General features: G+C 69.2%; 10 protein-coding genes. 9 read left to right on the forward strand and 1 reads right to left on the reverse strand.

The genetic code is table 11. From position 1 onward, the window contains the following. Positions 1-2: 2 nt before the first annotated feature. Positions 3-734 (reverse strand): GntR family transcriptional regulator, encoded by a 732-nt coding sequence (locus tag BLU81_RS03080; protein WP_092556531.1) that lies wholly within the window; start codon positions 732-734, stop codon positions 3-5. A gap of 252 nt (positions 735-986) precedes the next feature. Here BLU81_RS03080 and BLU81_RS03085 point away from each other — a divergent pair, with 252 nt between their 5' ends. From BLU81_RS03085 to BLU81_RS03125, 9 genes are all read left to right on the forward strand, one after another. Beyond that, a complete protein-coding gene (locus BLU81_RS03085) occupies positions 987-1,862 on the forward strand; it encodes a TIM barrel protein (protein WP_092541392.1) in 876 nt (291 codons plus the stop codon). Further along, positions 1,862-2,905, forward strand: coding sequence for a Gfo/Idh/MocA family protein (locus BLU81_RS03090; protein WP_092541394.1), 1,044 nt, complete (start codon positions 1,862-1,864; stop codon positions 2,903-2,905). The genes BLU81_RS03085 and BLU81_RS03090 overlap by 1 nt, the downstream gene beginning before the upstream one ends. A 66-nt stretch (positions 2,906-2,971) precedes the next feature. Then, positions 2,972-4,621, forward strand: coding sequence for a hypothetical protein (locus BLU81_RS03095; RefSeq protein WP_092541396.1), 1,650 nt, complete (start codon positions 2,972-2,974; stop codon positions 4,619-4,621). Positions 4,622-4,760: 139 nt separating this feature from the next. Continuing rightward, complete coding sequence (locus BLU81_RS03100) at positions 4,761-6,047, forward strand: ABC transporter substrate-binding protein (RefSeq protein ID WP_092541398.1); 1,287 nt, start codon at positions 4,761-4,763, stop codon at positions 6,045-6,047. 62 nt (positions 6,048-6,109) lie between these two features. Further along, positions 6,110-7,015 (forward strand): carbohydrate ABC transporter permease, encoded by a 906-nt coding sequence (locus BLU81_RS03105; RefSeq protein WP_092541400.1) that lies wholly within the window; start codon positions 6,110-6,112, stop codon positions 7,013-7,015. Position 7,016: 1 nt separating this feature from the next. After that, entirely contained in the window at positions 7,017-7,895 is an 879-nt protein-coding gene (locus tag BLU81_RS03110; protein ID WP_092541402.1) for a carbohydrate ABC transporter permease, read from the forward strand. Positions 7,896-7,906: 11 nt separating this feature from the next. Next, positions 7,907-9,598, forward strand: a complete 1,692-nt coding sequence (locus tag BLU81_RS03115; RefSeq protein ID WP_092541404.1) for a phosphatase PAP2 family protein — start codon at positions 7,907-7,909, stop codon at positions 9,596-9,598. Next, positions 9,595-10,794, forward strand: coding sequence for a Gfo/Idh/MocA family protein (locus BLU81_RS03120; RefSeq protein ID WP_092541406.1), 1,200 nt, complete (start codon positions 9,595-9,597; stop codon positions 10,792-10,794). The genes BLU81_RS03115 and BLU81_RS03120 overlap by 4 nt, the downstream gene beginning before the upstream one ends. Positions 10,795-10,798: 4 nt before the next feature. Further along, positions 10,799-15,256 carry a glycoside hydrolase family 38 N-terminal domain-containing protein gene (locus BLU81_RS03125; RefSeq protein WP_092541408.1) on the forward strand — a complete coding sequence of 1,486 codons (4,458 nt, stop codon included), beginning with the start codon at positions 10,799-10,801 and terminating at the stop codon, positions 15,254-15,256. The last annotated feature ends 152 nt before the right edge of the window (positions 15,257-15,408 follow it).

Genomic DNA, 15,408 nt, shown 5'->3' on the forward strand with positions numbered 1-15,408 from the left:
GTTCACCGATTGAAGACGGTCACCTCGATGGCGTAGTGGTCGGCCCGGTACAGGTTGTCGGAGTATTCGACGGTCGCGCCGGTGCTGTCGAACGACGTGCGCTGCATGCTGATCAGCGGCGTGTGCGGGCCGATGTCCAGCAGCCGGGCCTGGGCGGGGGTCGCGGCTTTCGCGGTGATCCGCTGTTTGGCGACGGCGGGCCGGCCGTTCCACTCGCCCATCATCCGGTAGAGGCTGCGGGTGGCCAGGGAGTCGCCGTTGAGGTCGGCGAACCGGGGCGGCAGCCAGTTGCGCAGCACCGCCAGCGGCATGCCGTCGGCCAGGCGCAGCCGTTCGCAGTGCACCAGTTCCGCACCGGCGGCCAGGCCCAGCATCCGGGCCGCGTGCCGGTCGACGCAGTCGCGTTCGAAGTTCAGCACCCGGGTCTGCGGCTGTCGGCCGGCGGCGGCCAGGTCGTCGAACAGGCTGGTCAGGGCCACCCGGCGGCGCACCTGGACGTCGGTGACCCGCGTGCCGACTCCCCGTTTGCGGGTGAGCAGGCCCTTGTCGACGAGTTCCTCGATGGCCCGGCGGACGGTCGGGCGGGAGATGTCCAGGGAGTCGGCCAGCTCGATCTCGGTGGGGATGCGCTCCCCGGGGACCAGCTCGCCGCGGTCGATGGCCTCTTCCAGGCGGCGGCCGATCTGGAAGTAGATGGGGACGGGGCTGGTGCGGTCGATCTCAAGGGGCGGCATCGGCACGGTGGGAACCTCGCTCGCGGCGAACCTTATGTCAATCCAGTGCCCGCCTGGCGAGATGGGCGCCGAGCTGGCCACATAGAAGAAGGTTCATGGGCAGATGCGGAAGTTTGTCAGTGCGTTCAGAACAATGTCAAGACAAAGTCTTGACGTGATCGACATCGCGTCGGAAGCTGCTCACACGGGCCGCGGAAACCTTCGCGACACGCTGCTGTAACGCCTGCTCATCCCTGTAGGAGGAGACAAGTCATGACCGGCTTCGCGGAACGCGTCGGCGGCGCCCCGATCTCCTGGGGTGTCTGCGAGGCGCCCGGCTGGGGGCACGAGCTGCCCGCCGACCGGGTCCTCGCCGAGATGAGCGGGCTCGGGCTGCGCGCCACCGAGCTGGGTCCCACCGGCTACCTGGGTGAGACCCCGGCGGACGTGCGGGCCAACCTGGACCGCAACGGCCTGACCCTGATCGGCGGCTTCCTGCCGGTGCCGATGCACGTCTGCACCGCCGACGATCTGGCCGAGGCCGCCGCCGCGATGGACACCCTCGCGGCCGCCGGCGCCGAGGTGGTGGTGCTGGCCGCCCGGTCCACCGACGGCAGCTACGACCACAAGGTCCACCTGACCGACGCCGAGTGGCACACCCTGTTCGCCGCTCTGGAGACGCTGCAGCGGATGGCCGCCGAGCGTGGCCTGCGCTCCAGCCTGCACCCGCACGTCGGGACCGCGGTGGAGAGCCGGGAAGCGGTGCTGCGGGTGCTCGACGGCAGCGACGTGCCGATCTGCCTGGACACCGGCCACCTGCTGATCGGCGGCATGCAACCGGCCGAACTGCTCGAACTGGCCGCCGCCCGGATCTCGCACGTGCACCTCAAGGACGTGAACCTCGCGGTCGCGGCCACCGTCCAGGACGGCACCCGCGCCTACATCGACGGGGTACGCGCCGGTCTCTACACGCCGCTCGGCGCCGGTGACGTGGATGTCGCCGGGATCGTCAGCGCCCTCGAAGCCGCCGGTTACTCCGGCTGGTACGTCCTCGAACAGGACTGCGCCCTGGCCGGACCGTCGCCCGCGGGCGAGGGCCCGGTCGGCGACGTCCGTACCAGTGTCAAGTTCCTTTCGGAGGTTTCCTGATGACCACCCTGCACGAACCGGATCAGGCCGCGGACCGCACCGGAGTGCCCGCGGTGAAACGGATCGGGATCATCGGCACCGGCATCATGGGCACCGACCACGCCCGGCTGCTGACCGAGGCGGTCTCCGGCGCGATCGTGGCCGGAGTCTTCGACCTCGACGCCGAGCGGGCCGCCGGGGTCGCGGCGAGCAGCGGCGGAGCACGGGTGTTCGACGACCCGTACAGGCTGATCGCCGACTCCGGCATCGACGCGGTGCTGATCGCCTCCTCGGACGCCACCCACGAGGACTTCGTGCTGGCCTGCATCGCCGCCGGCAAGCCGGTGCTGTGCGAGAAGCCGCTCGCGCCGACGGTCGAGGGCTGCGCCCGGATCCTGGAGGCCGAGACCGCGTACGGCAGCCGGCTGATCACCGTCGGGTTCATGCGCCGTTACGACCCCGGTTACACCGACCTGAAGACGGTGCTCAAGGACGGGGCGGTGGGCGCGCCGCTGATGCTGCACAACGTGCACCGCAACCCGGCCGCGGTGCCCGGCCTGCCCGATTCGGCGGTGATCACCAACTCGGCGGTGCACGAGCTGGACGTCACCCGCTGGCTGTTCGACGAGGAGATCGTCGAGGTGGCCGTGCACCGGCCGCGGCGCACCGCGCAGGGCGGCGGTACCCAGGACCCGCAGTTCCTGATCCTCACCACCGCGTCCGGGGTGCTGTCCGACGTCGAGATCTTCGTGAACGCCCGGTACGGCTACGAGGTGCGCTGCGAGCTGGTCGCCGAGGGCGGCACCGTCACCCTCGACGCCCCGCCGCCGACCTCGCTGCGCCGGGGTGGCCTGCACGCCCGGGAACTGCCCGGCGACTGGCGGCCCCGATTCGCCGAGGCGTACCGTCTGGAATTGCAGGACTGGATCGACGGCAGCGGTGGCGGGGCGACCGCCTGGGATGGTTTCGCGGCCACTTTCGTCGCGCAGGCCTGTGTGGCCGCACTGGAAAGCGGAGAGCGGCATTCGGTGAATCTCCCGCCGGTTCCGTCGCTGTATCGCTGACGGCCTTTCGGGGTCACCCAAAAATGCGGCATCCCGTTTATCAACGTCATTAGGAAAGAGCCTGACTTGACCGATCCGGATCCTGTCTTCCATACCCGTGTCCGTACCGCTCTGGACCGGGAGGTCGACGGGATTCTCGGTGAGGACGCCGGCCGGTGGCGCCAGATGCAGCACCGCCGGCTCGCCGAGCGGGTCAAAACGCTGGCCGCCGGCTGGCGCCTGACCGGCGATCCGGCCTTGCTCGTGCCCGCGCGGGAGCTGATCGGGCTGCTGCGCGGGCTGCAGAACCCCAGCGGACTGTTCCGCGGTGGCGACAACGTCGACTCACCGCCGGACTCCGCGTTCAGCGTCAACGATCTGGCCGACGCCGCCCAGCTGCTGGGCGACCAGCAGGAAGACCTCGCCGACCTGCTGGAATCGATGACACCGGCACTGGTCAAGGGCGGTGTGCACACCCCGAACCACCGATGGGAGCTGTCCGCCGCGCTGGCCCGGCTGCACCGTCTGGACCCGCGGCCGGAGCTGGCCGCCCGGGTGGAGCAGTGGCTGGCCGAGGGCGTCGACATCGAGGACGGCCTGTGGTCCGAGCGCAGTCCCAACTATGCCGCGCACGTCTCGAACCCGTCGCTGCTGACCATCGCGGACGTCTTCGACCGGCCGGATCTGGCCGCCGCGGTGGAGCAGAACCTGACCGCCACGCTCGACCTGCTGCTGCCGGACGGCACCGTGGAGACGGTGCTGTCCCGCCGTCAGGACCAGCGCTGGCCGGTGCCGCTGCAGCCCTACCTGCTGCCGTTGCGGCTGCTCGCCGTGCGGCGCGGGCGCGGCGACCTGGCCTGGGCCGCGGGTCTCGCCCTGGAGCAGGGCATCGCATCGGCAGGCACCGCCGCCACCGCGCTGCTGCTGACCCCGGAGGTGGGGCGGCTACTCCCGCCCCCGCAGGCTCCGCCGGCTGTCCGAGGCCGGCACTTCACCGCCGCGGGCACCCTGGTGGCGCACGGCCCGGCCCGTACCGCGGTGGTGTTCGGCGGTTCCGATCACGCCCGGCACCAGCGGATCCGGTCCGGGCTGGCCAACTCACCGACCTTCCTGCGCCTGTACGCCGGCCGCGCGGTCCTGGACAGCGCCCGGTTGTCGCGGACGTTCTTCGGCCTGGGCCCGTTCCGGTCCGCCGGCCTGACCGTGGACGGCGACACCGCGGTCCTGGGCGAGGCCGTGTCGGCGGGCTACTACCAGCCCCTTTCCGTCACCGACCGTGATGATCAGGGCCGATATACCGTCGGTGACGACGGGCGCTTCAGTGCCGCCATGGACTTCGCCCAGCGAGCCAGTGACCGGGTCACGCTGACCACCGGGATCCGGGTGACGCTGACCGAGACCGGTGCCGATCTGGACGTGGACGTGTCCGGAGCCGTGGTGGACTGGTCTCTGGAACTGGCGTTCCGCCCGGGCGGGACCATGTCCGGCGCGGCGGCGCTCGGTGACGACCGGTGGCAACTGGAGTCGGGCACGGCCACCTACCGGGTGGCGGGTGACGCACTGAGCGTCACCGTGTTCGAGTCCCCGGAGACGCCTGCGGAGGCTGCTCCGGGCTATCACCCGGGGGAGGAGTACGAGTTTCTCGGCGGCACCGATGCGATCGGTGGAGTTCGCCTCTACGTGACCGGAAAAGCCCCGTCCCGGCTACGCCTGCGGATCGCTGCCTCCGTCAATTAGGAAACATGCCGACTAGTGCTGTCGAAAATGGGGCACAAGTCGATAACACCTAAGCTGTGAAACCACTGGTCGTTGACGAGGTAAGCGCTTTCCTCTAACGTCTCCCGCCACGGGAAGACATTTCATCGAGGAGATAGTCATGGGCATTTCGGCATTCGCCCGGAAGGGCCGGCTCAGCACACTCGCAGTGGGTGTCGTCGCCACTCTGGCGCTCAGCGCCTGCGGTTCCGGCTCCGACGGCGGGGACGGCGACGTCAAGAGCATCACCTTCTGGTACTCGACCAACGCCCAGGACAAGGGCTACGCCGACCTGGCCGCCGAGTTCGAGGCCAAAGAGGGCATCAAGGTCGAGATCGTCAACATCCCGAACGACGGGTACAAGGACAAGCTGAAGCAGGCCGCCCAGGCGGACGCCCTGCCGGACACCGCCAGCGTCCCGGCCCTCGACCCGCTCTGGGTCAACCAGGTGCAGGACCTCTCGTCGATCGCGAACGCCGAAGCGAACAAGATCAACAAGGACTTCATCGTCGTCCAGGACAGCAAGGTCCTGGCGATCCCCTCGGACGTCACTGCCGCCGGGCTCTACATCAACAAGAGCCTGTTCGACAAGGCGAAGGTCACCTACCCCACCGACCCGGCCAGCACCTGGACCTGGGACGAGTTCCTCGCCGCCACCGCCAAGGTGAAGGCCGCCACCAGCGCGAAGTACGAGCTGGTCTACGACAACTCGCCGGCCCGCATCCGCTCCTGGATCTACACCCGCGGCGGCAAGGGCTTCCAGCTCGACGCGGACAACAAGTACGCCACCCCGGACGCCACCACCGTCTCGGCGCTGACCGACTTCGCCAAGATCAACGATGACAAGGTCATGCCGAAGTCGGTGTGGACCTCCGGCGCCGACCCGAGCGCCCTGTTCAAGAGCGGCCAGGTCGTCGCGTACTACTCCGGCGTCTGGCAGGTCGCCGACTTCGCCGACGGCATCACCGACTTCGACTGGGTCAGCGCCCCGACCCCGGCCCAGCCGGTGCACGCCACCGACATCAACCTCGGTGGCCTGGTGACCGCGTTCAACGGTGACAAGGCCGAGGCCGCCAAGAAGTGGGTCGACTTCCTCTTCCAGCCGGCCAACTACACCAAGCTCGCGCAGAGCAACGGCTACCTGCCGATCGAGCAGGGCCTGGACCTGAAGTACCCGTTCGAGAAGCAGGCCGCGCTGGACGCCTTCGCCCTCTACAACAAGGAGATCGCGCTGGCCGACCCGATCTCGGCCTCCGGCCAGGCGAACCAGACCAAGCTCCTGCTGGCCGGCAAGCCCGCCGCCGAGGACCCCACCAAGGTCGAGATGGCCAAGTTCATCAACGGTGAGCAGGACGTCAACACCACCGTGAAGAACATCGTCGACGGCTGGAACGTGCAGCTCAACTGACCGACCATGGCGTGCGGCCCACCCCGCGGGGTGGGCCGCATCCGCAGGAAAGAGAGTGCACCATGGTCGACACCGCGGTGGCCCAGCCCCGGAAGCGGCGGAAGCTGAACAGCTACGTCGGGGCACCTCTGCTCTTCATCATTGTCAACCTGATCCTGTTCTGCCTGTTCTTCGTCTGGCCCGCGGTGATCGGCCTGGGCTACTCGTTCACCAGCTACACCGGCATCGGTGACGCTCAGTTCGTCGGCGTGGACAACTACACCCGCCTGATGGACGACCCGGCGTTCTGGGCGGCCTTGTGGCGCAGCGTGATCTACACCGCCACCGTCGTCCCGCTCAGCGTCGTTGCCGCTCTCGGCACGGCATACCTGCTGGTCAGCCCGTACACCAAGGGCAAGGGGATCGCCCGGACGGTGTTCTTCCTGCCCTGGCTGATCTCCCCGATCATCGCCGGTGTCATCTGGCGCTGGCTGTTCGGCGAGAACTTCGGTCTGGTCAACTTCATCATCACCGAGCTGGGCTTCGACCCGGTTCCGTGGCAGTCCAACGCCGATCTCTCGCTGATGGTGGTGATCATCGCCGCGACCTGGGGCAGCACCGCGTTCAACATGCTGCTGTTCGTCGCCGCGCTGAAGAACGTGCCGGTCTCGTACTACGAGGCGGCCGACCTGGACGGTGCCGGCGCCTGGCAGAAGTTCCGGTCGATCACCCTGCCGGCCATCGCGCCGACCACGTTCATCGTGGTGCTGCTCAGCACGCTGCACGCGATGAAGGAGTACAGCCTGATCGTCGCGGTCAACGCGGGCGGGCCGGGCACCGCCAACAACCTGATCGTCCAGTACATCTACCAGACCGGATTCCGGAAGGCACAGATCGGCTACGCCAGCGCGGCGTCGTTCGTACTGCTGCTGATCCTGATGATCGTCGCCCTCGTCCAGCTGCTGGCCAACCGCAAGAAGGAGAGCTGACATGCCCCCGGCACTGCGCTCACCTAAGCAGGGCAACAACAAAAAGCCCGGCAGCCGTACGGGTGACCTCGCTCGCAAGATCAGCTCCAGTGCGGTGCTCTGGCTGCTGGTAGTGGTCTACGGCTTCCCGACGCTCTGGTTCGTGATGAGCTCGTTCAAGCCGGCCGGCGAGTTGTTCTCCTATCCGCTGACGTTCTTCCCGAGCCGGTTCACCCTGGACGGCTACTCAGAGGCCTTGACGAAGTTCGACTTCACCGGCTACTTCGTGAACACCTTGATCGTGGCGGTCGGCGCCACCCTGCTCACCGTCGTGGCGAGCGCCGCCGCCGGTTATGCCCTGGCCAAGTACCAGAGCTGGTGGCTGAAGATCTTCGCGGTCTGCATCCTCGCCACCACCATGCTGCCCGGTGAGACCATCCTCGCGCCGCTCTTCGTGGTGGTCCGGGACCTCGGTCTGTACAACAACCTGGCCGGCGTGATCGTCCCCGCGGTCATCACCGCGACCGGCACGTTCATGTTCCGCCAGTTCTTCGTGACGGTGCCGAACGACCTCCTCGAGGCCGCCCGTATCGACGGCTCCGGTGAGATCTCCACCTTCATCCGGATCATGCTGCCGCTGGCCAAGCCGATCATCATGACCCTGGCGATCTTCTCGTTCCAGTGGCGCTGGAACGACTACCTCTGGCCGTTGATCATCCTCAACGACCCGAACCAGTTCACCCTCCAGATCGGCGTCGCCAGCATCATCGGCGCGCAGAACATCAACTGGTCAGTCCTGCTCGGTGCCTCCGTGATGTCCATGATCCCCCTCGTCGCGATCTATCTGATCTTCCAGAAGTACGTGATGAGTGCGGACATGAACGCCGGCCTTAAAGACTGAGGACCCCCCCCATGCCGTTGAGTCGCCGTACCCTTCTCACCGTCACCGCCGCCGGTTTCGCCGCCCCCTGGCTGAGCCGGGCCGCCGTCGCCGCCGCGCTTCCCGCCTTCGTCGACGACTACCAGTCGAACCTCACCACCAACCTGACCAGCGAGACCAACGCCGCCGTACGCATCCTGTCCGGCATCGGCGCCTACTGGCAGACCGGCACCGCCTGGAACAACGGCACCGCCCTGAACCAGGCAGTGCTCCGCGCCAACGTGCGCTTCTGTGAGACCCGCACCGCCTCCCGGACCGCCGCCGAGGGCGCCCGGGCGTTCGTCGTCGACCGCCAGCACCAGAGTTACGCAGTGATCGCCGGTCTCGGCCCGTGGGCCGCCGCCTACCGGACCGCCGCCCTCGCGGTCACCGGTATCACCGAGGCTCCCGCCACCACGCCGGCCACCACGGTCAGCGACTTCGTCCCGGCGGGGGCCCCGGCCGGCTCCACCAACGGCGCCGGCTCGCCGACCTCGTCGCTCGGGCAGATCGTCACCCTGGTCAACACGGTCCGCGGCAACTGGTCGTCGTCCAACCCGAGCAAGTTCGCCGTCCAATACCCGCGCCCCTGGCGGATGACCACCGACAGCACGGTCGTCGACACCGGCGCCGTCGACGAGTTCGGCTACCCGGTCTACCAGTCCAAGGTCGTCGTGGTGCCGCAACTGCTGCGCCAGCGCGGTCTCACCCCGGCTGACGACGGCGGTTTCCCCAGCGGCCACACCAACGCGCTGTTCCTGGCCGCGCTGTCGTTCGCCTACGCCTTCCCGGAGCGCTACCAGGAACTGCTGACCACGGCGTTCGACCTGGCCGACACCCGGATCACGGCCGGCATGCACTCGCCGCTGGACGTGGTCAGCGGCCGGATCCTGGCCACCGCGCTCGCTGCCGCGATCTTGAACGACCCGGCCAACGCGGGACTCAAGGCGGCAGCCCGGGCCCAGGCCGCGGCATTCCTCACCGCCACTTCCCCGGACCCGGCTGATGGGTACGCCGACCGGGCCGCCAACCGCAAGTCGATCCTCCCGCGGCTCACCTACATCCTCCCGCGCACCGGCCCGGACAAGCCGCTGACCGTGCCGAAGGGCGCCGAAGTGCTGCTGGAGACCCGCCAGCCGTACCTGACCGCCGCCCAGCGCCGCGCCGTCCTGCGATCCACGGCCCTGCCCGCCGGATACGCGCTGCTCGACGGCCCGGAGCAGTGGGGACGCCTGGACCTGTTCAAGGCGGCCGACGGTTACGGCACGTTCGAGACCGACGTGGACGTCACGATCGACGGACTCTCTGACTCCTGGCGCAATGACATCTCCGGCCCGGGTGGCCTGACGCTGCGCGGCACCGGCACCCTGACGCTGACCGGCGCGAACACCTTCCGGGGCGGAGTGCGGCTGCTCGGCGGCACGCTTGTCGCGTCGCGTTCCGCGGTGGCTTGCGGCGACCTGGCGATCAGCGGCGGCACCCTGCGCACCGGCCGGATCCAGGCGAAGACCGTCGCCATCGGTGCCGGCAGCGGCCTGGTGGTCGACGCCGCCAAACCCGGCCTGTTCACCGTCCTCGACGCCAAGCGTGTGACCGGCCGATTCGCCACCGTCACCGCGCCCGGCTTCCAGGCCGAGGCCGTCTACACCCGTAGCGCCGTCCAGGTCCGGGTCAGCCGGAGATGACCGATCCACAGGTAGCCCCGGCCGCCCCGCTCGGGGACGTCAGTGTCCCGCGGGTGGTGTTGGCCGGGGCGCACGGCCACGGACGCGGCCACCTGGAGAACCTCGCCCGGCTGCACGCGGCCGGGCGGGTCCGGTTCGTGGGCGTCGCCGACCCGCGCGCGCTCTGTCTCGAGGAGCAGGCCCTCGCCGGGGACGGCGCCTGGGCCCCCGACCTGCGCACTCTCCTCGGCACGGTCACTCCCGACGTGGTGGTGATCTGCACCCCCGTGCACACGCACACCGAACTCGCCGAGACCGCGCTGCGGGCCGGTGCGCACGTGCTGCTGGAGAAGCCGGTCGCGCCGACCCTGGCCGACTTCGAGCACCTGGTGGCCGTACAGCGGGAGACCGGTCTGGCGGTTCAGGTCGGTTTCCAGGCGAACGGCTCGGGCGCGGTCACCGAACTCCGGCGGCGCATCGCCGCCGGGGACCTCGGCGAGATCCGGGGGATCGGGGCGACCGGGCTCTGGTGGCGCGGCGAGGCGTACTGGAACCGGGCCGCCTGGGCCGGGCGCCGCCGCCTGGACGGGCGGGAGGTCAACGACGGGGCGCTCACCAACCCGTTCGCGCACGCGATCGCCATCGCCCTGGTTCTCGACGGTTCCGGTGGGGGAGATCCGGTCCGCCGGGTCGAGCTGGACACCTACCGCACCCGGGCGCCGGAGTCGCACGACACCGCGAGCGTGCGGATCCTGACCGCCCGGGGCACTCCGGTGACGGTGGCCGCGACCCTCTGCGCGGAACCGGAGAGCGAACCGGTCGTCACCGTGCACGGCAGCCTTGACAGCGTCGAACTGCACTACACCGAGGACCTGCTGATCAGTGCGGAGGGCGCCACCCGGCACACCCGCACCGACCTGCTGGAGAACCTCCTCGATCACCTCGCCGACCGGTCCGTCGAGCTGCTGGTGCCGCTGGCCGGGTGCCTGGCGTTCACCCAGGTCGTCGAAGCGGTCCGGCACAGCCCCGACCCGCTGCCGGTGGCGCAGGAAGACCTCGTCGATCTGATCGATCTGACCCGGCGGGCCGCGGCCGGGGGCAGTCTGTACAGCGAGCTCGGCGCGGACTGGGCGCGAGCTACACCGTTCACGTGGACACCCGCGTCCTCGACCCTCTCGTCCTCGGCCCCGTCGTCCTCGGCTCTGGAAGGCAACTGAACCAATGCGGATCACCGCGATCGAAGGCACCGATCTGTTCCTCGGGACGGAGGCGGCACCCCGGCAGGTCGTCCGGGTCACCGTCGCCGCCGACTCGGCGACAAGCCCGTTGCTGGTACGCGTCGAGGGCCCCACCGTCCGTACCCCCGAACCGGTGTTGATCTCCGCCCTTGCCGCCGGTGACGAGGTGACCGTGGAAGTCGGCGTGCGCGTGGCCGCCCCCGCGACCGCCGGCTCACTCCACCGGGTCACCGCGGTCGCCGGGGAGGCCGTGCTCGACGGGCAGATCCGGGCCGCCGACACCGGCTGGACCATGTGGATGGTGTCGCACTTCCACTACGACCCGGTGTGGTGGAACACCCAGCGCGGCTTCACCGAAGTGTGGCAGCAACTGCCCGACGTGCCGAAGGCCGACAAACTGCGCCCCGCGTTCGTACGTACCGCCTTCGACCTGGTCCGCATCCACATCGACGCGGCCCGCCTCGACGACGACTACCGCTTCGTCCTCGCCGAGATCGACTACCTGAAACCGTACTGGGACGTCTACCCCGAAGACCGCGACGACCTGCGCCGGATGCTGCGTGAGGGCCGGGTCGAGCTGGTCGGCGGCATGTACAACGAACCCAACACCAACCTCACCCACCCCGAGTCGACGATCCGCAACACCGCCCTGGGCGTGGAATACCAGCGCGACGTACTGGGCGGCGACCCGCAGTCGGCGTGGATGCTCGACGTGTTCGGGCACGACCCGGCGTTCCCCGGCTTGATGGCCGACGCCGGGCTGACCTCCGGCTCCTGGGCCCGCGGGCCGTTCCACCACATCGGGCCACGCCGGCACACCGGCGACATGGAACGGATGCAGTTCCCCAGCGAATTCGAGTGGATCTCACCGTCCGGGCGCGGATTGCTGACGTCCTACATGGCCAACCACTACGTGGCCGGGTGGGACGTGGAACGCAAGGAGACCCTGGAAGAGGCGCTGGCCGAGGCTTACAACCAGTACCGCGAGCTGCGAAAGGTAGCCGCCACCCGCAACGTGATGCTGCCGGTGGGCCACGACCACAACATCCCGTCCAAGTGGTGCACCGAGATCCACCGCGAATGGCCCAAGCGCTACGTGTGGCCCCGCTTCCAGATGGGCCTGCCCCGAGACTTCTTCAACGCGGTCCGCACCGACATGTCCCGAACCGTCGCAGCCATCCCGCTCAGCCGCTCCACCTCTTCCACCTCGCCCACGTCTTCCGTCTCCGCCTCGCCTGTCGCCTTCAGTTCAGCCGTCTCGTCTGGCCCGGCGGCCTCGTCTGGTCCGGCCGGATCGGCCGGTTTCTCGCCGCAGACCCGGGACATGAACCCGGTCTACACCGGCAAGGATGTCTCCTACATCGACACCAAGCAGGCACAGCGGGCCATCGAGACGATCGTCTTGGACGCCGAACGCCTGGGCACCCTCGCCGGACTCCTCGGCACCGGCTATCCGGCGGTAGCGCTCGACAAGGCCTGGAAGCTGCTCGCCTACGGGGCACACCACGACGCCGTCACCGGGACCGAGTCCGATCAGGTCTACCTCGACCTCCTAGCCGGCTGGCGCGAGGCCTACGAACTGGGCACCACCTCCCGCCAAGCCGCCGTCACCGGTCTCGCTGCCGCCGCCGACACCAGCGGCGACGGCCAGGCCGTGCTGGTAGCCAACAGCCTGTCCTGGGACCGCGGCGGTGTAGTGCGCCTGAACCTGGACTTCCCGTCCCCGGGACCGTCGGCAATCTCCCTCAGCGCGCCGGACCTCGCTCATGGTCTGCCGGACGTCTCCCTCGGCGGGCCGCCCGTCTCTCTCGGTGTCCCGGCCGTCGTCGAGGCGTTCACGTCGCATCCCGACGGCAGCCTCGCCTCGGTCAGTCTGTCGGCTCTTGCCCAGGCGGTGCCGTCCCTGGGTTACCAGGTCTGGCACGCCACGGCGGGCGGCGCCGCGCCGGTCACCGGATGGCTTCCGGCTTCCGGCGAGCCGGTGATCGCCAACGAGCACTTCCGGGTACGGGCGGATCCCGCTCGCGGGGGCGCCCTGACCAGCATCGTCGATCTGCGCAGCGGCCGTGAGCTGCTGCGTGACGGCGGGCTCGGCGGGCAGATGGTGCTCCAGGAGGAGTATGCCGACCACCCGTACTGGGGCGAGGGCCCCTGGCACCTGCTGCCCAAGGGCCCGGGCGTCAATGCTGATTCCGCCACCGTCCATGTTGAGCACAGCGCCGTCGGCAGCAGGTTGATCAGCGTTGCTCATATTGACGAGTTGACGATCACCCGTGAAGTCGTGTTGTTCCACGGATCAACACGAGTCGAGTTCCGTACACACGTGGACGGGTCGATCGGCCAGGACCGTCTGCTCCGCGTACGGTTCGACCTCGACCTGCCCGGCGCCCTGCCCGTGTCGGAGGTGGGCTTCGCGGCCATCGGCCGGTCCTTCGGCTACCCCGAACTGGACACCGCCGAGAACCTGTGGACCCTGGACAACCCCGCACACACCTGGGCCGGCCTGTCGTCCACCGCCCGGCTCCGTTTCGACGGCGGCGCCCAGGTAGCCATCGGGGTAGCCGAGGTGATCGGCGACGGAGATCTGCGGGACGTGGTGGTCGCACTGGTCCAGCAGGGTGTCACGTCGACGGCCACGGTGCCGGACGGCCAGCGATACGGTTCGCTCGACGCCGACTCCAACCTGCCCGATGTGCGCATCGTGATCGGCGGCAACTCGTTCGCGGATGCGGTACTAGCCTCGGCCGGAGACTCCTACGTTTCGGCGCTCGCCGCTGACGGCCTGGTGTTCGTGCCCGCACTGCCCGCCGCCTCGGAGACGGACCTTCGCGGCCCACGGGACCTGCCGGTCCTGATCGTCGGCTCAGCGCAGTCGTTGATCACGGACCTGGACGACGCCGTCATCGACGTACCGCAAAGCTTCGAATCTGATTTCTCCGATTTTTCGGTAGCACTGGTGAACCAGGGCACGCCCGGTTTTGTGATCAGCCGCGACGGATCGCTCTACCTGAACCTGATGCGCGCCTGCACCGGCTGGCCCAGCGGCGTCTGGATCGACGGCCCCCGCCGAACCGTCCCCGACGGCTCCGGCTTCCAGCTGCAACATTGGACCCACACGTTCCGTTACAGCCTGGTGGCGGGCGAGGGCGACTGGCGCCGCGCCGGTTTCGTCCAGGCCGGCCAGGAGACCAACCACCCACTGCTGGCCACTGCGGTCCCCGCGACCCCCGGCACCCTGCCCTCATCAGCGTCCCTGGGCGAGGTGTCGCCACCCTCGGTGGTGCTGGCCGCACTGAAACCCCAAGGCGACAAGATCACCACCCGGGTGTACGAATCCAGCGGCACCCACACCCAGGCCCGAATCCGCCTCCACGGCGGCCTTCACACCCCAACCCGAACCAACGTCCTCGGCACCCCCCTACCGACAGCGCCACCCAGCCCTCCACTCTCCGACGCCCCGCCCGGCCGTCCGGCATCCGACGCCCTACCCGGCGCGTCGTCCTCCGCTGCTCCGGGCGACGTCCCGTCCTCTGCCGCCCATGACGGCGTGTCATCGGTTCGTACTGGCGAGTCGCCATCCGCAGTTCTTGTCAGCGAGCCGCCGTCTGCCGCTCTTGCCGCCGAGCCGCTGCCCGCGGACAGCCACGGCGTGACCGCTGACGACGGTGACGTCATCGTGGACATCGACCCGGCCGACATCGTCACGGTGGCGTCCCGGCCCGGATCGGTGCTCACCGTCGTCCGTTCGGTGGAGCCGGTCCAGCCGATCTTCACCCGCTACTGGATGCACAACAAGGGCCCCGCCCCGCTGGGCGGCTTGCCGGTCACGGTGCACATCTCCGCCTCCGGCCCGTCCGCCCGCCTGACGGTGAGCACCAGCACCGAGGCCGCGTCCGGCGAGGTCACCCTGGACATCCCGCCGGGCCTGACCGTCACCCCGGCCGGCCCCTACCGCTACGACCTGAAAGCCGGCGATCACCAGCAGTTCGACCTGGAACTGTCCGGCACCGCCGAGGGCGGCCATCACCTGGTAGCCCGAATCCAGGACCCGTACGGTCAACTCCTGGAAGACGCGGTGACACTGTCCCCCGTAGAGATCCTGGCCGACCTGTCCCCGTCCGCCCTGGCGGTAGCCCCCGGCGACTCCGACGTCCTGAAGCTGACCCTGCAAAACCCCGGCAAGGGCCCACTACGAGGCGAGGTCCAGCTACTGTCCCCATTCGGCACCTGGGGTGACATCGGCGACGAACTGTCCGTCCAGCCATGGATCCAGGGCTACGACCTACCGCCGGGAGCATCCACCACCGTTGAGTTCACCGTCCGAGCAGCCCCCACGGCCCGCCCGGACAGCGCTTGGTGGGCGCTGGCCAGAGTCACCGCTCTGGGCGAGGTCGTCTACACCGACTCCATCCCTCTGACGATCAAGGTCCCCCGAGCCTGAGCCGACGCCCCATCGTGGCCCCCACCTCGCAAGGTGGGGGCCACGATGGCGGGCGCTCGACCGATGCGCGCTTCCGACCGAGTAGAGTGCCTCCACATCCACAGCGATGTCGAGTGCTTCTGGAGGCGCTCCTCTCGCATTTGCTCGCCTCG

Origin of the sequence: Actinoplanes derwentensis, assembly GCF_900104725.1 — a bacterium.
GTDB lineage: Bacteria > Actinomycetota > Actinomycetes > Mycobacteriales > Micromonosporaceae > Actinoplanes > Actinoplanes derwentensis.

Bases quoted from the DNA above. Each gene is read 5' to 3' on its own strand.
- BLU81_RS03080 (WP_092556531.1), bottom strand. From the start codon at position 734: ATGCCGCCCCTTGAGATCGACCGCACCAGCCCCGTCCCCATCTACTTC.
- BLU81_RS03085 (WP_092541392.1), top strand. From the start codon at position 987: ATGACCGGCTTCGCGGAACGCGTCGGCGGCGCCCCGATCTCCTGGGGT.
- BLU81_RS03090 (WP_092541394.1), top strand. From the start codon at position 1,862: ATGACCACCCTGCACGAACCGGATCAGGCCGCGGACCGCACCGGAGTG.
- BLU81_RS03100 (WP_092541398.1), top strand. From the start codon at position 4,761: ATGGGCATTTCGGCATTCGCCCGGAAGGGCCGGCTCAGCACACTCGCA.
- BLU81_RS03105 (WP_092541400.1), top strand. From the start codon at position 6,110: ATGGTCGACACCGCGGTGGCCCAGCCCCGGAAGCGGCGGAAGCTGAAC.
- BLU81_RS03110 (WP_092541402.1), top strand. From the start codon at position 7,017: ATGCCCCCGGCACTGCGCTCACCTAAGCAGGGCAACAACAAAAAGCCC.
- BLU81_RS03115 (WP_092541404.1), top strand. From the start codon at position 7,907: ATGCCGTTGAGTCGCCGTACCCTTCTCACCGTCACCGCCGCCGGTTTC.
- BLU81_RS03120 (WP_092541406.1), top strand. From the start codon at position 9,595: ATGACCGATCCACAGGTAGCCCCGGCCGCCCCGCTCGGGGACGTCAGT.
- BLU81_RS03125 (WP_092541408.1), top strand. From the start codon at position 10,799: ATGCGGATCACCGCGATCGAAGGCACCGATCTGTTCCTCGGGACGGAG.